Raw genomic sequence first — 21,327 nt, 5'->3', positions numbered from 1 at the left:
CCGATGACAACGAAGCGAAAAAACTCGTCGAACTGACGTTATAACCATCACGTAACCCTGGGGCAAAAATATGTCTCTCTGGCATCGTCAATTTAAGCGAGTTGCGGCATCTTTGCTGCTGTCAGGTGCGGTGCTGAGTCCGGCGCTGATGGTGGAGTCTTTGCCTGTGCTGGCAGAAATGCAGCTAGACCGGAAAGCCGAGGCAGAGCGTTTGCTGCAAGCAGGACAGCAGTTATTACGCCAGCAGCAATATCCGGCGGCATTGGAGAAGCTACAGCAAGCGCTAGGAATTTATCGGCAGACCAAAGACCGTAGCGGCGATAGGAAAAACCAGGCAGTGACGCTCAACGATATTGGGTTTATTTACTCCAGTCTGGGGCAATATCCCAAAGCGCTGGAGTATTATCAGCAAGCCTTAGCCATTCGCAAACAGATTGGTGACCGTGTGGGAGAAGGCACTACGCTCAACAATATTGGGTTTATTTACTCCAGCTTGGGGCAATATCCCAAAGCGCTGGAGTATTATCAGCAAGCCTTAGCCATTCATAAACAGGTTGGTGACCGTGTGGGAGAAGGCACTACGCTCAACAATATTGGGTTTATTTACTCCAGCTTGGGGCAATATCTCAAAGCGCTGGAGTATTATCAGCAAGCCTTAGCCATTCGCAAACAGGTTGGTGACCGTGTGGGAGAAGGCACTACGCTCAACAATATTGGGTTCATTTACTTCCGTCTGAGGCAACATCCCAAAGCGCTGGAGTATTATCAGCAAGCCTTAGCCATTCATAAACAGATTGGTAACCGCGCGACAGAAGGCACTACGCTCAACAACATTGGCTATTTACTAGAAGCCCAAAAGCAACCCGCGCTGGCGATCGTCTTTCTCAAACAGTCAGTCAGCACCTACGAGCAAACTCGCGGCGAACTCAAAGTTCTTCCTCAAGAACAACAAAAATCCTACACCGGGACCGTTGCCAGCACCTATCGCTACCTTGCCGATCTGCTGCTGCGCCAAGACCGAATCTTAGAAGCACAGCAAATCCTTGACCTGCTGAAAGTGCAAGAACTCGACGACTATCTCCGCAATGTGCGCGGCACCGCGCAGCAGATCGAGTTTCGTCGCGCCGAACAAGAGATCCTCACCAAATACAACGAGCTTCAAAAAAGCGCCATTCAAATCGGCTCAGAGCTTGCCGACCTGCGTAAACTCGACAGCCAAAACGTCCTACCGCCCACCCAACAACCGCGACTCACTCAACTCGTCAAACTGGAAACCGCTATCAACACCCAATTCGTTGCTTTCGTTGATAGTCCTGAGATCAAAAGCCTCGTCGCAAAATTGCAGCAAAGCAGCGACAACGAAGCCGTCAACCTCAACCAAATCAGAAAACTCAAAGACCAACTCCAACGCCTCGATGCCGTTTTGCTCTATCCCCTGATTCTCAACGATCGCCTCGAACTAGTCCTTAGCGTCCCCGGTGCCCCACCCCTGCGTCGCACCGTCAACGTCAAACGCGAAGAACTCAACCGCACGATCGCTGACTTTCGTTCTGCCCTCGGCAACCCCCAGAGCAACGTTCAAGAACTAGCCGAAAAACTCTATGGCTGGCTGATTCACCCGATCGAAGCCGACCTCAAACAAGCCCATCCCAAAACCATCCTCTACGCTCCCGATGGGCAACTGCGCTACATTCCCCTCGCCGCCCTCCACGATGGCAAACAATGGCTCGTGCAGCGCTATCGCATCAACAACATCACCGCCCTTGCCATCAGCGACCTGCTCACCCCACCCCACAAAGATCAACACATTCTCGCCGCCGCCTTTGGAGAACGCCAAATCACCATTCCTGTTGATAACCAGTCCTTTCAGTTTGCCGGGTTGCCCTTCGCCAAAAAAGAAGTTCAGTCTCTCGTCAGCGATCGCCCTGGCACCGTCTCCCTGTTCGATCGTGACTTTAGCCTTGCCACTCTGCAAACCCGCATGAACAGTTTCAACATTGTTCATCTCGCCACTCACGGCAAATTTCTGATTGGCAACCCCAAAAAATCCTTTTTGGTGATGGGTAACGGCGATCGCTTCAGCCTCAGTGACATTCAAGACGGCACCCTCGACAACATCGATTTGGTCGTCCTTAGCGCCTGTGAAACAGGAGTCGGTTTAACAGGCAAAGACGAAGACGGCGTAGAAGTCTTGGGCATCGGCTACCAGTTTCAGCGTGGCGGAGCCAAAGCCGCCATTTCTTCCCTGTGGTCAATCCACGATGGCGGCACTCAAATGCTGATGAATATCTTTTATGGTCTGCTCAAGCAAGGTGTTCCCAAAGCCGAAGCCCTTCAGCAAGCCCAAATTGCCATTATTACCAGCGATTTTACCGCAGGTGGTAAACTGCGCGGTAGCTTTCAAATTGGCACAACTTCCAGCCAGTCCTCCCTTCCTACTACCCTCAAACATCCCTTCTACTGGGCACCCTTCATTTTGATCGGCAATGGGCTATAAAACTATACAAGCTTCACCAAACTCATCTCCATGACTGATCCACCCCCTACCCAACAGCGCTACCAAACTGCGATCGCCCAACTCACCGCCGCGATCGCGCAGTCCAAACCCGATGGCATCCTCCTTCCCCTGATACTCGAAGCTCTGGCAGCGCGAGATGAAATTCAGACCCTGTTGCAAGAAACCAAAGGTGTCACCGGGGAAACACTTACTGCGATCGCGGATCTTGATCAACAACTCAAAGACCAGGCAGCGACGATCGATCGATGCCTCAAATCCATCGATTGGCAAACCAGCTTTAGCCCGTCTGAAAAAGCCTGGTGGTGGTCGCTCAAGCTCCAAAAACCTAACCCTTGGTGGAATCAAGACTGGGTTTGGCAAGCCGTCTCCATCACCTGTATTACAATTTCTGTTGGACTTTTTGGCGACGTTTCCGCCCGTTTTCTCAAAGGTGGGCCCGATACCTTTGGTGCGATCGCCGTCAGTGCCCAAAGTATTGGAGCGCTCCTAACGGCAGGGGGTGCCCTGACGATCGCCGGACAGGAGGCAAACAAACGCCTCTTGAATCGATTCCAAATCTCAGAGCAATACTGGCACGAAGTCGGCGCAGGTTTCTCGGTGCTGTTGTTGACCGGAGCGGTAGGGCTGCGGCTATCTCTGCCCCAAATTGCTACTCTCTACTCCGATTGGGGCTTCAAAAATTACAAGCAGGGAAACCTGGGCACTGCGGAGGAACTGTATAAACGGGCATTACAACTGAATCCCGACTATGAGCAAACCCACCTCCGTCTCGGCTTGCTCTACGAAGACCTGCAAGACCCAGAACAAGCCCGCACTAGCTATCAACTAGCGGTTCGTGCAGGCATTCCCGATGCTATTAACAATCTCGCTCGACTTAAGATCCTGGATAAGAAACCAGAAGTTGCGACTTCCCTTTTGCTAAAAGCTCTGGAAGAGGAAGAAAAATTATCGCCTGAAGAGCGTTACGCCATGCTGAAAAATCTCGGCTGGGCACGCTTCCAGCAAAACGATTACAGCGATGCCGAATCAACGTTGAATGACGCGATCGCGTTACAGAAAAGCGCCAAATTAGCCGAAAAAGCGGCTGACCCAAATGACGATACCACCCTTGCGATCGCCTCGCCCTATTGTCTGCTGGCTCAGGTTAAAGAAGCCCAGGCTAAGAAGAAAGCAGCCCTTGCATCCTGGGATACCTGCAACGCCAATGCCAATTTTTTCATCACAGAAGAAAATGCCTGGGCAATCACCGCCCGTAAAAAGCTGAAGGAAGAGGATAAACGCAAATGAGCCGATTTAGAAAACCACTGATTGCTTTGCTGTCTTTGGTAGTTGTAGCGGCGCAACGAGGTAGTGCGATCGCTCAAACCGCTTACATTAACGAAATCAAAGGCAAAGTCGAACTCAAACGCAAAACTTGGTCAGAGTTTCGCCCCGTGAATCGAGTCGGCACACAGTTGTCGGATGGCGATCAGCTCCGACGTGCCAGTAGCGCTGTTGTGATCATCGCTTGCCCCAATGGCAAAAAACAACCCGTTCGCCTTGCTGAAGAAAGACTCGGCTTGAAACAGATTTGCCCCCAGTGGAAAGTTGTTATTTCCAAAGGTCCCCCTCCCTTAATCAGTATTGGCGGTGTCAATGCTCAGATTCCCTATTTGATCTCTCCCCGCCGGACTCTCCTGCTCTCCAGCACACCCACACTACAGTGGCATCCTGTTCCCGGAGCCACTCAATACACCGTTCAGGTCATCAGTCCTAAAGGAACAGTCTGGCAAACTCAGGTCAAAGAGCCGCAAGTCACCTATCCCAACCAACCCGCGCTGCAACCGGGTATCCCCTACTCTGTAGTCATCCAGACCAACACTGGTAAATCCTCTCAATCTGAAACCAGCACGGGCACCGAATTCATCCTCCTTCGGGACACCGAAGCGAAAGCGGTTCAAGCAGAGGTGCAACAAATCCTGCAAGGCAATCTCAGCGATGAAGTGAAAGCTCTCAAACTAGCCGCCTACTACCGCAACTACGGAGTCACTCAACCCTCTGCTTACGGATTATCAGAAAAGACAGCCAACGGCTACAGACTCAGCGCCGAAGCGATCGCCGCTCTAGAAACGCTGATCGCCCAAGGCAAGCGGTCGCCCCTGATCTACCGCACCCTGGGTGATTTATATTTGCAAACAGGAGTTATGAACCCAGCAGAAAATGCCTACTTGCGAGCGATCGAAACTGTTCAATCCTTAGAAGATTTAGAGGAATGGTCACTCACCTTATACGGCTTAGGTGAATTGTATGAGGTGACTCAAAATCTCCAACAAGCTCTAATCTTTTACAGTCAAGCCAAGGCAGGCTTTATTTTGCTCAACGATCGACGGGCTGAAGGACTCAACCGTGACATCGGCAGGCTAAAAAAATGACAGAGAATTTGTTAGACTGCCAGCACCTTATTTTGGCTATAGCCTTAAAATCACGACAGCGATTTTGTTAAATTGTACGATGATGACACCTAATGTGTTACTAGCTAAATCAGCAACGAGCTGAAATGAAATTCTAAAAAGCTATGTCTGACAAGGCTTTTAGCCCTTCAAAGGTGAATGACAGAATTTTGTTAAGAGACAAATAAAGTGTTACCCGACAACAAGACATCAATATCGGGATGATAGGATTTGAACCTACGACCCCCTCGTCCCGAACGAGGTGCGCTACCAAGCTGCGCTACATCCCGCAATACACATTGCTTAAATTAGACTAACACAAGAGCTAACCTGTAGAATCCTGGGCTGCAACTTGTTAAAATAATTCTTACACAACTTTAGGACAAACAGGCGTGGTCGTTAAGCCAGACTGGTTAAGGGTTAAGGCTCCTCAATGGGAGCGGGTTGGCAACGTTAAAGAAATTTTGCGGGATCTGTCGCTCAACACCGTTTGCGAAGAGGCATCATGCCCTAACATCGGTGAGTGCTTTAGCAATGGCACCGCCACGTTTTTGATCATGGGACCTGCCTGCACTCGTGCCTGTCCTTACTGTGACATTGATTTTGAGAAGAAACCTCAGCCACTCGACCCAACCGAGCCACTGCGACTGGCAGAAGCTGTGCGGCGAATGCGGCTCAATCATGTGGTGATTACATCAGTCAATCGCGATGATTTGCCAGATGGTGGGGCTTCTCAGTTTGTGCGCTGCATCCAAGATATTCGTGCTGTTTCCCCTGACACCACGATCGAGGTGCTCATCCCTGATCTGTGCGGCAACTGGAGCGCTTTAGAACAGATTCTCAGTGCTTCTCCCGACGTGCTTAATCACAACACTGAAACCATTTCTCGCCTCTATCGTCGGGTGCGTCCGCAGGGCGATTATGCCCGATCGCTCGAACTCTTGCAGCGGACTCGCCAAATCAACGCTCACGTCTACACAAAATCTGGCATTATGGTCGGCTTGGGCGAAACCGACGAAGAAGTGCGGCAAGTGATTCGAGATCTGCGCGCGGTCGATTGTGACATTCTGACGATCGGGCAATACCTCCAACCCACTCAAAAGCATTTAGGTGTGCAGTCGTTTGTGACACCTGAGCAGTTTGATGCGTGGCGAGGCTATGGAGAAGCGATCGGTCTATTGCAAGTGGTTTCTTCACCACTGACCCGCAGTTCTTATCACGCCGAACAGGTACAAGACTTGATGAAAAAATATCCCCGGAGGCAGGGTTGAAAGTCGCCGTGATTGGGGCAGGTGCTTGGGGTTCAACGCTGGTGGGTCTGGCAAAAGAGAATGGGCACTCAGTCAAGGTGTGGTCGCGTCAAAGCCCTCACAGTCTTGAGCAGGTGATTGATGGGGCTAATCTGGTGGTGTCCGCCATCTCAATGAAAGGGGTACGATCGGTTATTAGCCAGTTGAAATCGCTCTCCCTTTCGCCAGACACGATTTTCATCACGGCGACTAAAGGACTTGATCCATCAGGTACGGAACTCAATTTGCCACGATTGCCCTCTCAACTCTGGCAGTCAGCCTTTCCGACTCACGCCGTTGCAATTCTCTCCGGGCCTAATCTCTCTAAAGAAATTCAACACGGCTTACCTGCTGCCAGCGTCATTGCTAGCAAAAATCTAGAAGCGGCTAAACAGGTGCAAGTCGTCCTTTCGTCGTCTCGATTTCGCATCTACACAAACTCCGATCCGTTAGGGGTTGAGTTAGGGGGGGCGTTAAAGAACGTGATTGCGATCGCCGTCGGAGCCTGTGACGGCTTGCAGCTAGGAACGAATGCTAAAGCCGCCTTGGTGACTCGCGGTTTAGCAGAAATGATCCGCATTGGCACTTATTGGGGCGCAAAAGCCGAGACATTCTACGGGTTGTCAGGGCTGGGTGATTTATTGGCAACCTGCAACAGTGCATTGAGCCGAAACTATCAGGTGGGTTATGGGTTAGCCCAAGGTAAAACCCTTGAAGAAGTTCTCAGTCAGTTAGAGGGCACGGCTGAAGGAGTCAACACCACTCACGTTCTGATTCGACTAGCTGATCAGCAAAATATTTCGGTGCCAATCTCGTTTCAGGTTCATCAGTTATTGCAGCGTGAAGTCACGCCTCAAGCAGCCGTGGCAGCGCTGATGCTTCGCGACAGCAAACCGGAAGTTTAGGACTATTTTGAAGTGTGACTACTTCAGTTTCAAGCAGATCTTCTATGAAATTTGAGGAGCCGCTCCGTAGATCCACGGGATTGATGCTACATGCTCTACTGACTGCTTCATCCCTTCATAATCAAACCCTGCACCTGTTCAAAGCATTGATGAAGATGCAGAGCTAGTAAGGAAGCGATCGGAAAATTGCCATCATCGTGATGTAGGGTAACTTACGAATTGATGTGAGTGATCCTCTACTGCTTGCAGCCTCTTGCGACTCAGTTCGCACTTGATTAATTTCTGGTTAGAGAGAAGCTTCTTGCATAACCTTCCGAATTGAGGGTGAAAAGAGATGTAGAGAGTAGAAGACATTGATACCTGTCGCTCAAATCAACACCGTCGGGTGCAAGCCTACGGAACTCTACGAAGTGTTCTCTAGTCTCAGAAGACGGGCACACTGATCAAAAGCAGCCGACTGACCCCATTTCTACCGAGGGCAACCGAAAGACCATGATGCCAGCAACCTCTTTTTACGCTGATGCAGACTACGAAACCTCTTCTCTAGAGAGTTTTCGTCCTCAGAGCTACGATGCAGGTTATGCCGATCGTGACACAGAGCCGACTTCTGATGACTTGACCGATCTCGAAGTTGAGTCTGTCGATCAAGCAGGGCTTGGCACGCCAGTCCGTCGAACGACAGACCTCGTGAGGCTATATCTTCAAGAGATTGGTCGAGTTCGGCTGTTAGGTCGAGATGAAGAAGTTTCAGAGGCTCAGAGAGTTCAGCGCTATATGCGATTGCTAGAAGAGCGTAACGAGTCGGCTCTCAAGGGCAATGCTGCGATCGAGCGCTATGTCTACTTAATCGATGCCCGCGATCGTCTGACCTCAAGTTTGGGGCACCGCCCTTCTCTAGAGCGCTGGGCGGCTGAAGCAAATGTCACCGTGCTCGATCTCAAGCCCATCATGGCAGAAGGCAAGCAGCACTGGGCAAAGATCGTTGGGCTGGCGGTTGCGGAACTCGAACAAATTCAAAGCGAGGGACTGCTGGCAAAAGAACACATGATCAAGGCAAATTTGCGCCTAGTCGTGTCGGTTGCCAAGAAATATCAAAATCGGGGTCTAGAACTGCTGGATCTGATTCAAGAAGGCACGCTGGGTCTAGAGCGCGCTGTTGACAAGTTCGATCCGACCAAGGGCTATCGGTTTAGCACCTATGCTTACTGGTGGATTCGTCAGGGCATTACGCGTGCGATCGCCACTCAAAGCCGCACGATTCGCCTCCCGGTTCACATCACCGAAAAGCTCAACAAGATTAAGAAAGCTCAACGCAAAATTGCTCAAGAAAAAGGGCGAACTGCCACGATCGAAGACATCGCGGTCGAGCTAGAGATGACGGCGGCTCAAGTGCGAGAAGTTTTGCTGAAAGTGCCCCGATCGGTGTCTCTAGAAACCAAGGTCGGCAAAGAAAAAGATACCGAACTGGGTGATTTGCTCGAAACAGAAGAAATCTCGCCTGAAGAAATCTTGATGCGAGAGTCTCTCCGCCGCGATTTGCTGCAACTGCTAGCAGACTTGACGAGCCGAGAACGCGATGTCATTCAAATGCGCTTTGGCTTGGGCAGCGATGGGCACCCTTATTCATTGGCAGAAATCGGTCGTGCGCTCGATCTGTCTCGCGAACGAGTCCGCCAAATCGAAGCGAAGGCTCTTCAAAAACTGCGCCAGCCCAAACGCCGCAACCGTGTTCGTGACTATCTCGAATCTTTGAGCTAGAACAATCTCAAAAGCGTAAATCATTCTCATCTAAAAAGGGTCAAACCCTTTGTTCGTAGGGTTAGAAGCACTGCATTTTTGACCTTCAGTCTTGAATATAGTTCTCAACAAGGTGACTTTCTTGCAAATCACCTTGTTTTTTTATATGCTATATTCTCAAGAAAGCAAGCCTTGTTGAGAACATGAACGCTTCTGTATACACTGCCGCTTCTTTAAAAGCTGAACTGAACGAAAAAGGTTGGCGCTTAACTCCACAGCGCGAAACCATCTTGCAGATCTTTCAAAACTTACCGAAAGGAACTCATCTCAGCGCAGAAGATCTCTACGATGTGCTGAAAGCAGACGGGGAAGGCATTAGTCTATCGACCATCTACCGCACCCTTAAGTTGATGGCGCGGATGGGGATCTTGCGTGAGTTAGAACTTGCTGAAGGGCATAAGCACTACGAGATCAACCAACCTCACCCTTATCATCACCATCATCTAATTTGTGTCAGGTGCAGCAAAACGATCGAGTTCAAAAGTGATCCAATCCTCAAAATCGGCACTAAAGCCGCCCAGAGAGAAGGCTATCATCTCCTCGACTGTCAGTTGACCATTCACGCTGTTTGCCCAACCTGCCAGCGATCGCTGCTGCCCGGTTAACGATAGGCAACTCTGGCATCTAGACCGCGCGATCGCAGCAAGTTCGATTGCTTTTCGGCTCTATTTTGATTGGGATAAGCCCCTGCCAAAACATAGTCGCCGAGTTTAGATCTCGCTTCAAATGCGCTAGGGGCAATCTGTCTGACTCTAAATAGAGTTCGGGAGTCTTGTCTGGGAACGACGACAATGTATCGGTTGACAGAATCGTAGTGATTTTGAGCCGTTGCAATTCCTAAAGCGTTTAGCGTTCTCGCGTCTGCAATGCCCGTCGCATCCAGGCGATTTCCTTGTTGAAAGCGTCGAACAGCCTCCTGGGTTTGAGATCCAAAATAGCCCGTCACCGCTACATTAAAATACTCAAGATTTTTGAGCCGACGCTGAAGGTCTTCGACCTCAACACCTCCATCGCCAAACTTCAACTGCCGACCCGACGGATTGTAGCCAGTATCAGGAAGGGTTGTAGAAGACCCTGCAAGAACTTGTGCAACTTGATAACCCGCAATGCCGTCAGCAGTCAACCCTCGATCTCGTTGAAGTCTGAACACCGCATCTTCAGTCTGTTGCCCAAACACGCCATCGATCACGCCATTATAATAGCGCTCCGAACTCAGACGACGCTGTAAATCACTGACGGCACTGCCCCGATCGCCCCGCCGCAGCACCCCAGCATAAGTGCCATTACTAACGGTTTGGTCAGGGATGCTAAAGGTTTGGCTGGTCTGAATACCCCCTGACAATGCCGCTTCGGTTGCCGGTCCCACAATGCCATCGGCGTTGAGTCCCTTGCGCTGCTGGCACTCAATCACCGCTTCTCTGGTGAGAGGTCCAAAAACGCCGTCAGCGGGACCGTTATAACAATTAGCCGCCGTGAGCCGATTTTGTAAGTCAGAAACCTCAGCGCCTGTGTCACCCTGCTGTAAAAGCGCCATTGCAGAACTGGCGAGGCTCAAAATAGTTAGGCTAACCGCAATACTCAAGAACTTGACCCAAGCTGCACTAGACAGTTTTTGCCAATTTAGCCCATCGAATAAACTCAAGTGACGAAGTTGAGCCACTGGTCGATCGTCTTCAGGCGACTCGTTAGCACAGGCTAAATGCAAATAAGCAAGGGTTTCCATAGTCTTTGGGCAAGGTTTACTCAACTGGTCTAAAGTGAAGGCTTTTCACTTTTCCTTAGCAACATTTTAGCTTCATCCTCTGTAGAGTGCCTATACCCAACTGCAAAATCACCCCTTTGGCTAACCGTCTTCTTCGATTAACCAAGTGAAACCAACTTGCCATTGCTCTCCAAAACCTCGGAGGTTTAAGCCACTCTGTCGGTCACGATGTTGATGCTTGGTAAAACCTCCGAGGTTTGCGTAAGTCTATCTTGTTACTGAGAGCTTTTCTCAGTGTTTCCAGCTTTTACCCAGCCTTCTCGATCGTTGGATTGCACTCTCACTTTCTGCCATTCGCCATCCGAACTGGTTTCTAGCACAATCACTTTCTCGTTATAGTCAATGCCGCCAGTCTGCCCCCCATCTCGACCCGGCGCATCTCTGAGAATTAGCCCGATCGATTGCGTGACTCGCCCTTCATAAGCGCCCGATGGCAACGGTTTAGGAGACGCATCAGCCACACTGGACTGATCGGGAGAAACCGCTTTGGCTTTAACGGTCGCTTTGGCAGACGATGCAGGCTTGTCGTTGGAATAAATGGGTTTAGGGGGCGGCGCACTCAACTTAGCAATGAAGAATTGTGCAGCTAAAAACCCACCTCCTGCGAGGAGCGCGATCGCTAGAAACAGACCCGTGAAGACTTTAAGTAGACCCGACCAACTCATGGTGATTCCCCAAGAACGGCGAAGCAAGCAAAATCTTAGCATCTGATCGCACAGACGCACCGATAATTTTGCCGTCTTGAGTTTATTCGGGCTGTTGAAGTTGACGTTGGATACGATCGCTCAAACTACTGTGTTTTGATGCCAGTCGCGCTTTTCCGGCGGCTGCCCATTCTTGCAAAAAGTCAATTTGCTCTTTTGCAGTCCGGGCAAGCGGGACGATTTGACTTGCCGCCTCTAAGATGTCATCTGTCGTAAAGTCGCGATTTTGACTAAAGCCAAGGTGCATCGCCTCAATCAATGTTTGCTCGATTTCTGCACCAGAAAAGTCGGGTGTCTCATAAGCAAGGCGCTCTAAATCGTAGTGCTTAAGATTGTGAGGACGCAGACGAGACAAATGCACCGCAAAAATTGCGCGGCGCTCTTCTTGAGTGGGCAGACCCACAAAAAATATTTCGTCAAACCGTCCTTTCCGCAGCATTTCAGCAGGCAATGACTGAATATTATTAGCAGTGGCAACGACAAAGACTGGAGACGTTTTTTCTGCTAGCCAGGTGATAAACGTGCCAAATACGCGACTGGTTGTTCCCGCATCGCCTCGACTGTCTAAGCCAGCAAAGGCTTTGTCGATTTCATCGATCCATAAAATGCAGGGAGCGAGCGCCTCTGATAACTGGATCATTTGACGAGTCCGAGATTCTGACTCGCCGACTAATCCTGCAAACAGACGGCCGACATCGAGCCTCAGTAGTGGAAGATGCCAATGGTGCGCGATCGCTTTTGCCGTCAGTGATTTGCCCGTTCCTTGAATGCCCACTAAGAGCAGCCCTCTCGGATGGGGCAATCCATATTGTCGCGCCCGTTCTGAGAAAGAGCCGCCTCGCCGGAAAAGCCAATCTTTGAGGTTATCCAAACCGCCAATATCAGAAATATTTTCGGTCGCCGGGTAAAAGTCCAGGATTTGAGTTTGGCGAATCGTTTGACGCTTTTCTTCAAGAATTAAGTCAACGTCATCGGGCTGTAGCTCACCGTGAAGCGCGATCGCTCGTGCTAAAACTCGTCGAATTCGCTCGTTGGATAAACCTTGACACGATCGGATTAATTCATCCAGAACTTTGCCATCGAGTCGTTGCCCCGTTGCACTCAGAAGCCGTTCAATCTCAATCTTAATTTCAGCCGCGTTAGGAAGGGGAAACTCTAGCACGGTCAAAACTTCGCTTAGATCATCAGGAATCGAGATCTGAGGAGACAGCAATACGAGATTTTTGGGTTGAGATTTGAGCAGCCGCGCCAAATTGCGAAGTTTACGCGATACCGAAACATCTTCTAGAAACCGATGAAAATCTCGCAGCACAAAAACTGCCGGAGCACTGGCAGGCAGCTTTTCTACAAACTCTAACGCCTGTACGGGATTGCGCTTGCCAAAACCGACATCATTGGGATTTCCTTGATAGCCATCGACAAAATCCCAAATATAGACGGCTCGATCGCCCTGAATTTTGGCACACTGAACGATCGTCGCTTCGACTCGCTCTTCTTCGCGAGTGGGAATGTAAATAATTGGATAACGCGCTCTTAGCAGCAGATTAAATTCGTCGCTGAAGCTCATAGCAAAGTAGGGGCAATGGATGAGATATCAAGCAATAAGCGTCTCTCTCTAACCCTACACTATGCGTCATTTTCTACATCCTCCTCTATGAAGGAAGCTGACCTTTTAACGATTCTAAGGATGCCCAACGCCGATCGATTCCAGGATTTAAGATCGCATCTGAAACTTCGATGCCAGTACACTGCTGATCACACAACTGCTTTTGAGGAATCGCTAAACATAATTGCTCATAAAGCCAAGCTGTCGGTTCAAAAGAGCCGTTTGGCGGCAGGCTTTCTACCAAGTCATCGACTGAAAGATCTTGATCAAACGGCAAGGTTCCCGATCCATCTTCACTATCTGCCAGCCAGATCAACTCAGAAGCGGCAACCGATAAGCGATGATTAAACTGCTGTAAGCAGCGATGACAACTCAACGTCACGATCGTATCTGCCTGAGCCGAAACTTCGAGATAATTTCCCTGGTGAGTCACCTTTAAGCTTCCTTGCACGGGAGTCAGTGTCTCAATGCCCTTGAGATTTTCTTTAAACTCGATCGTTTGGGTTCGCTCGTGCGCCTGAGCCAGTTGAGGAATATAAATTGCTTTCATAGCTGTGAGCAACCCTCCTTAAAACTAAGAAGCCCGTACATTTTTCAGTACAGGCATTCTCTACACTTTTTATTTTAGCAATTAAGCAGACGGTTCATCTGACTTAGCGGGTTGGACGACTAAGCGGCGATCGGGTTCCTGTCCTCGGCTATAGGTTTCTAGGTCGGGGCTGTCTTTGAGAATGGTATGAATCTGTCGCCGCTCGGCTGAAGAAAGCGATTTGATTTCATACTCTTTTCCCGATTGTCGGACTTGCTCGGCAGCTTGTTCGGCAATTTCTAGCAATTCTTGCTGACGACGTTGACGATATCCCGCTAGCTCGATCGTGTAAGCGCCCTGCTGGTCTTCTTGCTTGCCCAAATTCAACGTAGAATTTGCTAAATACTGAATGGAGTCTATTGCGACTCCTTGGGTGCCAATCAGCGCTTCTATCTGGTCTGGCGTTAAAGCTGAGTCATCGATCGTCAACCAGCAACTCGTTTCAGAGAACGTTTCTCTAATTTCAGTTGTGACAGGTGCAGACAAATTCGCAAGCTTTAGGAATTCCTCTAACCACTGCTGACCTCGTTGTTCAAACTGACGATCGCTCATAGTGTCTCTCTAAGGAACGTGGATTTATTAAGGTGTAACTTCTCGCCCTCTCCCTAATGAGTTACGGTGTACACCAATCTTTGTCGCTGCGTTTGGGTCGGCTTCAGCCCCCTAAATCCCCCATTCTGGGGGACTTTGAGCTAAGACTCTAGTTTCAAAGTCCCCCACTCGTGGGGGATTTAGGGGGCAAAAGTCTCGGCGATGACAAATCAGAGGACTTTTACAGGTTATTTAATCCACGATCCTAAGCCTTCTTTTTGCGACCGGGTTCAAACGGGAGAGTAGTTTCTCCACTTTTTGCATCTCCACTCTTAGCTGCCTCAGCATCTACAATCTTTTGCAGATTTTCGGGCAACGCCTCTCTCGACAAAAAGAAAGTCTGAGCCGTTTGGAAGATGTTACCGATCACCATATACATCAACACGCCAGCAGGCAGGGGGAAGAATAAAAACATTCCAGAGAAAATAACTGGCGTAATCTTGTTAATCGTGTCTTGCTGCGGGTTGCCACTCGCTCCGCTTTGCCCAGAGAGCAGTTGGTTGATATAAAGACTGATGCCAAAGAAGATCACCATGCCGATAATATCCCAGTGCAGCGCACCATCTGGATCGATCGCGCCCACCCGTCCCAACGCATCAATAAACAAAAAGCCCTTGTTTGCCGCCAATCCAGGAACAATTGCTTGAAGCGTGACATCTCCGGGCTGAAGTGCTTCGATCGTCCCGTCGTCTTTAATCTGAATCCGTTCAGCACCGCTAACGACCTTAAATTTAGGAGTCAGATCACTGTCAGGATACTCAGTCGCTAAAGCATCAAATGGCTTGCCCTCAACGGTCTGAAACTCAATCTTGGTTTTGTCACCGACTACTAGACGAGTTCCACTAGGTGCGACAGCGGCAATTTTGGTGTGAACGCTATCCGACAAATAAATGTTTTGAGGAGGCGTTACAAATGCCTGGGGTTGAATCTGCTCAATCTGTTCTCTGGGCAGAATCTGGAGATTCATCGAATAAGGAACATCAGAGAAGGGCGAACCTCGCAGCGTTGCAAACAGCGCAAATAGCACAGGCATCTGCATCACAACTGGTAAACACCCTGCCAACGGGTTGCCAAACTCTTTATAAACCGCGCTCATTTCTTGCTGCTGCTTCGCGGGGTCATCTTTGTAGCGCTCTTGAATCTCCTTCACCCGTTTTTGCATCGCGGGTTGAGACACCTTCATGCGGCGCATACTGCGAATAGAGCCAGCGCTGAGAGGGTAAAGCGCAAAGCGAATTACCAAAGTTAGTGCCACGATCGCCAACCCGTAGCTGGGCACGATTCCATAGAAGAAATCGATGATCGGCAGCATTATGTTGTTGGAAAGAAAGCTTATACCGAAGTCCATTCGCCTTACGTCTCTACCTATGAAGTCTGAGTTTGCTGAATTCAATCTGCGGACGCAATGTTGCTTTGCACCCTGACAGAACAAGTCCCAGTGTAGCTTGTACTTTGATCGTTAAGCGATCGAGAAACCTGCTAGAAGGGTGGGATAACCGAATGGCTTAACCCTGTTTACCCAATGCACCGCTTGCTTTTTTGGCGCGCTCAGAAAGCCGCTCATTAATGAAGTCATAGAGTTCCCGAAACTTGGGAACTGACCGCATTTCGATGCGGCTACCGTCACGCAGCGTTAGCACCATGTCTCCCCACATCCCTAACCCACGGGGAACCGTCACCACTTTAGTGATGTCAGAATAAATGATTTCGACGCGATCGCGACCCATCCAACCGCCCGTTACCCCGATCCGCCGATTAGTAATACGATAGCGAAGCCAGAGCGCCCGGACAAATGCCCCGATCGTCAACGGCAAACAAATCACGGTTGGGGCTAAAAGTACGCCAATAATCAGATCCCCGACGTGGGGTCCACCTTCGTAATAAACTTCTTCTTTAATTGCCATTCAATACCTCAGCGTCTAGCAATAACTGCTCTAATTCTTGCAGAAATTGAAAATAATCGCACTCAACTGCTTGAGGTCGCACGATAATCACGAGTTTCCAACCAGCGGTGAGACGAGGTAAGAGTTGCCGCAACGCTGCTCGGATTTGCCGTTTAATGCGATTGCGAACGACTGCCCGCTTACTCACTTTCAAACTGATCGAAATGCCAATCTGAGAGGGAACCTGCGGTTCTAAATCTGAGAAGCCCTCTGGCAAAGATTTCTTAGCGAAAAACTTTGAACCGTGCAAAGCTCTCAGCGTTAGATTTGGTGAGTTGCGTCGGAGCCCATGCTGATAGACGCGACTAAAATCTTTTCGATGCTTTAATCGATTGGGTTTGGACAGTGCCAAAGCAAACCTCGCCTTGCGCGATCGCGTCTAGACCGCTCAAGCTTTCTAGCCAGAAACGCTTAACCGAGCGCGTCCTTTCTTTCGGCGAGCGGTGATCACTCTTCGACCCGTTGCCGTCCGCATCCGGGCCCGAAAGCCAGACTTTCTTCTTCTTTTACGGCTGGTTCCTTCTAAAGTTCGCTTGGTCATGGGTCGTTGTTCTCGCTACTAGTTAAATGTGAAAAAGACCGTGGAAGAGCCACAGTCTACAAATATAGCACTATGTTTAGGGGCTGAAGTTGGCGGAAGCTGAGGCAAAATAAAAAACAGGACGAATGTGATTCGCCCTGACTTAAAATGTCTGCTCAACTGCCTAGCTAATGGTCACAATCCAGGTGCCGATGTCGCGCAGCAAAGGCACGTCTCCAGGAGACAAGACTCGGCAATTAAAGTAGAACATCCCGCCATTGCTGGGATTTTTGACATTCGAGAAGATCAGCTCGACGTTTGATCCAGCGGGTACGGGGTCTTGAGGAAACACTGAAATCACGTAGTTTTCTTTCTCCCACTTGACCTCTTGAATGGCAACTTTTTTGTCGTTGACCATCAGTTCGACGCTCTTGGGGTCAAAGGTGCCTTTGTAGTAGTCGGGATAATCGATCGTGAACTGTGCCACCGCGACCTTCATTCTTTTGCGCTCAACTCTAAAGCGATAGCGATCCCAGGAGTTGGTGTTGCCGCCAAAGTCAAGCCGATAGTTGAGTTGGTTCTCGCTTTTGACTCCACTAAAGAGAGTGAGTCCTGGTAAGCCTTGAGAAAATGCCACGATCGGAAGCCCTGCGACAAGGCAGCCCGCGATCGCCAAGGTTGACACAACACGTCGCATCGAAAATCCTCTGAGCAGCATAGGCGTTTGACCTGGAGAACAAGGGTTAGTGATTAAGTGATTAAACTTCGTCAATATTGACATATCAGGTGGCTAAACGAAATGACCTGGTGAGGAGCGACTCATAGCAAGCGACGAGTTAGAGCTTAGAAATGTGCCCTAATTAAAAAAAGTATCTACTGAGAACTTTCTGGCGATCGACCTGAATACCGACTCAAAAAACTTCATCAAGCTACATGAACTTAGATTGAAAGACTTTACATTATAAAGAAATTTTGTGATTAACTCGCTTAAAACTGGTATTTGTCTAAAGATAGTTTACGAATTTAATTCTCGTTTTTTAGAAATTGAGTCCCAAAATAGGTCAAATGAAAAATCCTATTGAGGGAATCGAATTAGGATGGCATGCTATCTCTATAATTTCTAAAATTCAAGCTTTTGGTCAATGGGCAGAAATTTAGCAGTTGACTCTATAGAAAGGGGGTATTTCATGACGATCGCCATCAATAAACAGGATGAAGCCAGCTATCAGCCTAAGTCTGAGGAAACTGTACAAAAAAAGATTGGCATTCCCAGAGAGATTTTAGTCGGTGAATGTCGAGTTGCTGCAACACCCGATACGGCTAAACTTCTACAAAAATATGGCTTTGAAGTTTTAATTGAAACTGGGGCTGGAAACGCCGCAAATTTCTGTGATGATGCCTATAAACAAGTAGATTGTCGAATCATTGCTGACCCTGAAACCCTTTGGGCAGAAGCCGATTTAATCTTAAAAGTGCGCGCCCCTGATCATCATTCTGATCTCAACAAACACGAAACAGAATTGCTGCGAGAAGGCGGAACTTTAATCAGTTTTATCTGGGCGGCACAAAATCCAGAACTCGTGCAAAAACTCGCCGATCGCAAAGCAACGGTGATCGCAATGGATGCTGTGCCTCGAATCAGTCGGGCACAAAAGCTAGATGCTCTTAGCTCGATGGCAAACATTGCCGGATATCGAGCCGTGGTCGAGGCCGCTAACCAGTTTGGGCGCTTTTTCACCGGGCAGATCACGGCGGCTGGAAAAGTTGCCCCCGCCAAAGTGATGGTGATCGGAGCGGGAGTGGCTGGGTTATCGGCGATCGGCACCGCTAGAAGTTTAGGCGCGATCGTTCGAGCCTTTGATACCCGTCCTGTTGTCAAAGAGCAGGTCGAAAGTTTAGGCGCAGAGTTTCTAGAGCTAGAGTTTGAAGAAGACGGCACCGGGACGGGTGGTTATGCCAAGACCATGAGTCCTGAGTTTATCAAGGCTGAGATGGATCTGTTTGCGGCGCAAGCCAAAGAAGTAGATATCATCGTTACCACAGCTTTGATTCCGGGTAAGCCTGCACCTAAACTGATCACCAGAGAGATGGTAGAGAGCATGAAAGAAGGCTCTGTGATCGTCGATATGGCTGCCGAGCAGGGTGGTAACTGTGAAGTCACCAAGCCAGGAGAAATCTATCGCTACAACGGGGTGACCATTATTGGGCTGACCGATCTGCCTAGCCGTATGGCAAACCAAGCCAGCCAGCTTTATGGCAAAAACTTGTGTCACCTCTTAGATGACATGGGTAGACATGACAATCACCAAATCGATTTAGAAGATGAGGTGGTTCGAGGCGCATTAGTCGTTCACAACGGCGAAATTATGGCACCGCCGCCCAGACCTGCTCCTCAACCTGCTCCTGCTCAAGCCACGGTTCAGGAAATCCCTCAACCTGTCAAAGCGTTACCCAAAAAGAACCTGAGCGGCGTTTGGGCTGGGCTGATTGCAGTGATTTTAGTCGCGATCGGTGCCACTGCCCCGGCTTCATTTCTCTCCCACTTTACGGTCTTTGTGCTGGCGTGTTTTGTTGGCTGGCAGGTGATCTGGAACGTCAAACCTGCTCTACACACCCCATTGATGAGCGTCACCAATGCGATTAGCGGCATCATCATCGTCGGCGGAATGCTGCAAATTTCTGGCGCTCCGACTTCGCCCACCACGATTTTAGGCGCGATCGCCATCCTAGTCGGAACCATCAATATTTCTGGTGGTTTCTTGGTGACTCAACGAATGCTCAAAATGTTTCAACGATAAATAGTGATGTCAAATAACTTGATGACCGTCGCTTATATTGCGGCGAGTGGTTTGTTTATTCTCAGCTTGGCGGGGTTGTCCAATCAAGAAACCTCTCGCAAAGGCAACCTCTACGGCATTGCCGGAATGCTGATTGCATTTGTTGCCACTGCTCTTGGAAGTCGTGGAACTAATTATGGCGTTTTGGTGGGTGTCTTGCTGCCAGGAGTCCTCATCGGGGCAAGTTTGGCCTCTCGTGTGGCGATGACAGAAATGCCAGAATTGGTCGCCGTTCTGCACAGCTTTGTGGGGATGGCGGCAGTTTTGGTCGGAATAGCCAACTATTTGCAGCCACAAACGCTGACAGGCGGTGAAGCCACTATCCACGAGATTGAAGTGTTTATTGGCGTATTTATCGGTGCGATCACGTTTACAGGCTCGATCGTGGCGTTCGGAAAATTGCGCGGCGTTCTCAGCAGCAAACCGCTGATGTTGCCTGGTCGTCATCTGCTAAATCTAGGGATGCTGGGCACCTGCTTTTGGCTGGGTGGACAGTTCATGAGCGGCGATCTCTTAACCGGATTGCAATCGCTGCTGATTATGACCGGAGTTGCCTGTCTATTGGGCATTCATTTAGTGATGGCGATCGGGGGTGCCGATATGCCCGTCGTGATCTCGATGCTCAACAGCTATTCAGGTTGGGCCGCCGCCGCCGCCGGATTTATGCTCTCCAATGATCTGCTGATCATTACCGGAGCGCTGGTGGGCAGCAGTGGCGCGATTCTCAGCTACATCATGTGCAAAGCAATGAATCGATCGTTTATCAGCGTCATTTTGGGCGGATTTGGAGCCACCGCCGGGGCAACATCCGCCAGCAGTCAGCCAGAGGGTGAGGCAAAATCAATCTCGATCGAAGACACCACCGAGCTTTTAGAAAATGCCAAGAGTGTGATTATCGTTCCGGGTTATGGAATGGCAGTTGCTCAGGCACAACATCCGATTTCTGAGATTACCAAGACGTTGCGCGATCGCGGCATTAAAGTTCGGTTTGGCATTCACCCTGTTGCAGGTCGGCTACCCGGACACATGAATGTGTTGTTGGCAGAAGCAAATGTGCCTTACGACATTGTTCTAGAAATGGACGAAATTAATGAGGATTTTCCTGAAACAGATGTGGTGTTGGTGATTGGAGCCAATGACACCGTGAATCCGAGTGCGATGGAAGATCCAGGGAGTCCGATCGCAGGAATGCCCGTTCTCGAAGTGTGGAAAGCCAAAACCGTGATTGTCATGAAGCGGAGCATGGCAAGCGGCTACGCAGGGGTCGAAAACCCATTGTTCTATAAAGAAAACGCCCAGATGCTATTCGGCGATGCCCGAAAAAACGCCGATGCCATTGTCGGCAAATTGAGCGCCCTGGTCGCTTGTTGACTGGTAAGTAGACGGACGCAATTATTTGTAAACCGCATTTCGGCTCCGCTCAATGCTCAATCTTCAAGTAAGAAGAGGGTTGAGCGGAGTCGAAACCCGGCGACTTGGGTTATTAATTCTGTCTTTCTACCTATGCCAAAGACTTTGTGGGCGTTGCTGAATGCAAGTATGAATCCTATCTATCGAGGCTGAATCCTTTCGCCCCCTAAATCCCCCAAAATTGGGGGACTTTAAGATTCTGGTTCCCCTCAAACTTGGGGGCTAGGGGGGGCAATTCATATTTGCATTCAGCAACGCCACTTTGTGAACGGGTTCAGGAACTGTAGTCTGCTAACGATCGGTGAGAGTAGATTCTGAACCTGGGGCTAGGCTTTAACCTATAAGGTTAACTCCTAAGAAACACACTCCGGGAGAGCAGGTTTAGCAACGAGGTCAAATCCAAGCGCCATCGCCTTTTTCTTGAGGT

General features: G+C 49.6%; 19 protein-coding genes and 1 tRNA gene. 9 read left to right on the top strand and 11 right to left on the bottom strand.

Going from position 1 to position 21,327, the window contains the following annotated elements:
• The first annotated feature begins 70 nt into the window (after positions 1-70).
• The 3 genes from C7B65_RS23470 to C7B65_RS23460 are packed head-to-tail and all read left to right on the top strand — an operon-like array spanning position 71 to position 4,929.
• Positions 71-2,497: a CHAT domain-containing protein gene (locus C7B65_RS23470; protein ID WP_106254168.1), complete on the top strand. Its 2,427-nt coding sequence runs from the start codon at positions 71-73 to the stop codon at positions 2,495-2,497.
• Positions 2,498-2,527: 30 nt separating this feature from the next.
• Positions 2,528-3,805, top strand: coding sequence for a tetratricopeptide repeat protein (locus tag C7B65_RS23465; RefSeq protein ID WP_073074883.1), 1,278 nt, complete (start codon positions 2,528-2,530; stop codon positions 3,803-3,805).
• Positions 3,802-4,929 carry a tetratricopeptide repeat protein gene (locus C7B65_RS23460; RefSeq protein WP_073074882.1) on the top strand — a complete coding sequence of 376 codons (1,128 nt, stop codon included), beginning with the start codon at positions 3,802-3,804 and terminating at the stop codon, positions 4,927-4,929. Before C7B65_RS23465 ends, C7B65_RS23460 begins: the two co-directional genes overlap by 4 nt.
• A gap of 234 nt (positions 4,930-5,163) precedes the next feature.
• Here the strand turns inward: C7B65_RS23460 and C7B65_RS23455 are convergent.
• A tRNA-Pro gene (locus C7B65_RS23455) sits at positions 5,164-5,237 on the bottom strand.
• Positions 5,238-5,339: 102 nt separating this feature from the next.
• Here C7B65_RS23455 and lipA point away from each other — a divergent pair.
• The 4 genes from lipA to C7B65_RS23435 all read left to right on the top strand — a co-directional run bounded on the left by lipA (position 5,340) and on the right by C7B65_RS23435 (position 9,543).
• Positions 5,340-6,218, top strand: coding sequence for a lipoyl synthase (lipA, locus tag C7B65_RS23450; RefSeq protein WP_073074881.1), 879 nt, complete (start codon positions 5,340-5,342; stop codon positions 6,216-6,218).
• On the top strand, positions 6,215-7,141 hold the full coding sequence (locus C7B65_RS23445; protein ID WP_073074880.1) for an NAD(P)H-dependent glycerol-3-phosphate dehydrogenase: 927 nt from the start codon (positions 6,215-6,217) through the stop codon (positions 7,139-7,141). The genes lipA and C7B65_RS23445 overlap by 4 nt, the downstream gene beginning before the upstream one ends.
• A 492-nt stretch (positions 7,142-7,633) precedes the next feature.
• Positions 7,634-8,899, top strand: a complete 1,266-nt coding sequence (sigC, locus tag C7B65_RS23440) for an RNA polymerase sigma factor SigC (RefSeq protein WP_244913275.1) — start codon at positions 7,634-7,636, stop codon at positions 8,897-8,899.
• Between the two features lie 182 nt (positions 8,900-9,081).
• Entirely contained in the window at positions 9,082-9,543 is a 462-nt protein-coding gene (locus tag C7B65_RS23435) for a Fur family transcriptional regulator (RefSeq protein WP_073074879.1), read from the top strand.
• On the opposite strand, the gene C7B65_RS23430 is transcribed toward C7B65_RS23435, so the two are convergent.
• The 10 genes from C7B65_RS23430 to C7B65_RS23385 all read right to left on the bottom strand — a co-directional run bounded on the left by C7B65_RS23430 (position 9,540) and on the right by C7B65_RS23385 (position 17,350).
• Positions 9,540-10,661 carry a peptidoglycan-binding domain-containing protein gene (locus tag C7B65_RS23430; RefSeq protein WP_073074878.1) on the bottom strand — a complete coding sequence of 374 codons (1,122 nt, stop codon included), beginning with the start codon at positions 10,659-10,661 and terminating at the stop codon, positions 9,540-9,542. The genes C7B65_RS23435 and C7B65_RS23430 overlap by 4 nt on opposite strands.
• A gap of 254 nt (positions 10,662-10,915) precedes the next feature.
• Positions 10,916-11,365, bottom strand: coding sequence for an SH3 domain-containing protein (locus tag C7B65_RS23425; RefSeq protein ID WP_073074877.1), 450 nt, complete (start codon positions 11,363-11,365; stop codon positions 10,916-10,918).
• An 82-nt stretch (positions 11,366-11,447) separates the two neighbouring features.
• Positions 11,448-12,971: an AAA family ATPase gene (locus C7B65_RS23420; protein ID WP_073074876.1), complete on the bottom strand. Its 1,524-nt coding sequence runs from the start codon at positions 12,969-12,971 to the stop codon at positions 11,448-11,450.
• 85 nt (positions 12,972-13,056) lie between these two features.
• Positions 13,057-13,560 (bottom strand): YceD family protein, encoded by a 504-nt coding sequence (locus C7B65_RS23415; protein WP_073074875.1) that lies wholly within the window; start codon positions 13,558-13,560, stop codon positions 13,057-13,059.
• An 81-nt stretch (positions 13,561-13,641) separates the two neighbouring features.
• Entirely contained in the window at positions 13,642-14,151 is a 510-nt protein-coding gene (locus tag C7B65_RS23410; protein ID WP_073074874.1) for a Jag family protein, read from the bottom strand.
• 244 nt (positions 14,152-14,395) lie between these two features.
• A complete protein-coding gene (gene yidC / locus C7B65_RS23405; RefSeq protein WP_073074873.1) occupies positions 14,396-15,538 on the bottom strand; it encodes a membrane protein insertase YidC in 1,143 nt (380 codons plus the stop codon).
• A 157-nt stretch (positions 15,539-15,695) separates the two neighbouring features.
• Positions 15,696-16,094 carry a PH domain-containing protein gene (locus tag C7B65_RS23400; RefSeq protein ID WP_073074872.1) on the bottom strand — a complete coding sequence of 133 codons (399 nt, stop codon included), beginning with the start codon at positions 16,092-16,094 and terminating at the stop codon, positions 15,696-15,698.
• Positions 16,084-16,485: a ribonuclease P protein component gene (rnpA, locus tag C7B65_RS23395; protein ID WP_083583213.1), complete on the bottom strand. Its 402-nt coding sequence runs from the start codon at positions 16,483-16,485 to the stop codon at positions 16,084-16,086. The genes C7B65_RS23400 and rnpA overlap by 11 nt, the downstream gene beginning before the upstream one ends.
• A 45-nt stretch (positions 16,486-16,530) precedes the next feature.
• Entirely contained in the window at positions 16,531-16,674 is a 144-nt protein-coding gene (gene rpmH, locus C7B65_RS23390) for a 50S ribosomal protein L34 (RefSeq protein ID WP_073074871.1), read from the bottom strand.
• Positions 16,675-16,837: 163 nt separating this feature from the next.
• Positions 16,838-17,350, bottom strand: coding sequence for a DUF2808 domain-containing protein (locus C7B65_RS23385; RefSeq protein ID WP_073074892.1), 513 nt, complete (start codon positions 17,348-17,350; stop codon positions 16,838-16,840).
• Between the two features lie 490 nt (positions 17,351-17,840).
• Between C7B65_RS23385 and pntA the strand changes: the two genes are divergently transcribed.
• Positions 17,841-19,451 (top strand): Re/Si-specific NAD(P)(+) transhydrogenase subunit alpha, encoded by a 1,611-nt coding sequence (gene pntA, locus C7B65_RS23380; RefSeq protein WP_073074870.1) that lies wholly within the window; start codon positions 17,841-17,843, stop codon positions 19,449-19,451.
• Positions 19,452-19,457: 6 nt separating this feature from the next.
• Positions 19,458-20,861, top strand: coding sequence for a Re/Si-specific NAD(P)(+) transhydrogenase subunit beta (pntB, locus tag C7B65_RS23375; RefSeq protein ID WP_073074869.1), 1,404 nt, complete (start codon positions 19,458-19,460; stop codon positions 20,859-20,861).
• Positions 20,862-21,327 lie beyond the last annotated feature (466 nt).

The sequence above is a fragment of the Phormidesmis priestleyi ULC007 genome, from assembly GCF_003003695.1.
Lineage (GTDB): Bacteria > Cyanobacteriota > Cyanobacteriia > Leptolyngbyales > Leptolyngbyaceae > Phormidesmis_A > Phormidesmis_A priestleyi_A.
Note: the sequence above shows the minus strand (reverse complement) of the source record. Positions and strands in the feature narration are given on the sequence as shown.

What these genes read in the sequence shown, in the direction of transcription:
- C7B65_RS23470 (WP_106254168.1), top strand. Translation starts at nt 71, where the DNA reads ATGTCTCTCTGGCATCGTCAATTTAAGCGAGTTGCGGCATCTTTGCTG.
- C7B65_RS23465 (WP_073074883.1), top strand. Translation starts at nt 2,528, where the DNA reads ATGACTGATCCACCCCCTACCCAACAGCGCTACCAAACTGCGATCGCC.
- C7B65_RS23460 (WP_073074882.1), top strand. Translation starts at nt 3,802, where the DNA reads ATGAGCCGATTTAGAAAACCACTGATTGCTTTGCTGTCTTTGGTAGTT.
- sigC (WP_244913275.1), top strand. Translation starts at nt 7,634, where the DNA reads ATGATGCCAGCAACCTCTTTTTACGCTGATGCAGACTACGAAACCTCT.
- C7B65_RS23435 (WP_073074879.1), top strand. Translation starts at nt 9,082, where the DNA reads ATGAACGCTTCTGTATACACTGCCGCTTCTTTAAAAGCTGAACTGAAC.
- C7B65_RS23430 (WP_073074878.1), bottom strand. Translation starts at nt 10,661, where the DNA reads ATGGAAACCCTTGCTTATTTGCATTTAGCCTGTGCTAACGAGTCGCCT.
- C7B65_RS23425 (WP_073074877.1), bottom strand. Translation starts at nt 11,365, where the DNA reads ATGAGTTGGTCGGGTCTACTTAAAGTCTTCACGGGTCTGTTTCTAGCG.
- C7B65_RS23420 (WP_073074876.1), bottom strand. Translation starts at nt 12,971, where the DNA reads ATGAGCTTCAGCGACGAATTTAATCTGCTGCTAAGAGCGCGTTATCCA.
- C7B65_RS23415 (WP_073074875.1), bottom strand. Translation starts at nt 13,560, where the DNA reads ATGAAAGCAATTTATATTCCTCAACTGGCTCAGGCGCACGAGCGAACC.
- C7B65_RS23410 (WP_073074874.1), bottom strand. Translation starts at nt 14,151, where the DNA reads ATGAGCGATCGTCAGTTTGAACAACGAGGTCAGCAGTGGTTAGAGGAA.
- yidC (WP_073074873.1), bottom strand. Translation starts at nt 15,538, where the DNA reads ATGGACTTCGGTATAAGCTTTCTTTCCAACAACATAATGCTGCCGATC.
- C7B65_RS23400 (WP_073074872.1), bottom strand. Translation starts at nt 16,094, where the DNA reads ATGGCAATTAAAGAAGAAGTTTATTACGAAGGTGGACCCCACGTCGGG.
- rpmH (WP_073074871.1), bottom strand. Translation starts at nt 16,674, where the DNA reads ATGACCAAGCGAACTTTAGAAGGAACCAGCCGTAAAAGAAGAAGAAAG.
- C7B65_RS23385 (WP_073074892.1), bottom strand. Translation starts at nt 17,350, where the DNA reads ATGCGACGTGTTGTGTCAACCTTGGCGATCGCGGGCTGCCTTGTCGCA.
- pntA (WP_073074870.1), top strand. Translation starts at nt 17,841, where the DNA reads ATGACGATCGCCATCAATAAACAGGATGAAGCCAGCTATCAGCCTAAG.
- pntB (WP_073074869.1), top strand. Translation starts at nt 19,458, where the DNA reads ATGTCAAATAACTTGATGACCGTCGCTTATATTGCGGCGAGTGGTTTG.